We start from the raw sequence: 493 nt of genomic DNA, 5'->3' as shown, positions 1-493 counted from the left end.
CAAAGGTAATTTTGTTACTGGGTGCTTAACGGTGCCTTTGTGGAGGCTTGAGCCGTATGCAGTGAAAGTTGCACGTACGGTTCTGAGGAGGGAGGCACCTGGTAACAGGTGCCGCCTATCCGACAGAGACGAGCTAGAGCTGTAAGGTGATAGCTGTGCTTCCCACATAAAAAGTTCGCTACTTTAATGATCTTTCCCAACCAGTTCTCCTCCAAAGCCCTTATAAATAAAGGGCTAACGGCTTACATTGGACTTTTCGCTGAAATGGGCGCAAAACCCCTAATTGGCGTTGCTAAAAAGTTGGCAAGTGAGCGTTCAATGGCGAAAAAAGCTTAGCGTACGTTTTCGTTCCATTGGGCTTCACACCCCTGGTACTAAGTATTTCAATCAATCACAGAAACTGGCAGGCCAGAAGGGAGCGCGAAAATACTGGATAGAAAGAAGCGAGATGCTAGCCAGGGCTTTTGAAGCTTTTGTCCAGGACTCACTTATA

General features: G+C 47.1%; 1 protein-coding gene. It reads left to right on the top strand.

Translation table 11 applies throughout. The features are described 5' to 3' along the window. Positions 1–307 precede the first annotated feature (307 nt). On the top strand, positions 308–493 hold a 186-nt coding region (locus tag H5300_RS27045; RefSeq protein ID WP_220503599.1), incomplete at its 3' end, for an LPD1 domain-containing protein.

The organism is Vibrio sp. SG41-7, assembly GCF_014164465.1.
Taxonomy (GTDB): Bacteria; Pseudomonadota; Gammaproteobacteria; order Enterobacterales; family Vibrionaceae; genus Vibrio; species Vibrio splendidus.
Note: the sequence above shows the minus strand (reverse complement) of the source record. Positions and strands in the feature narration are given on the sequence as shown.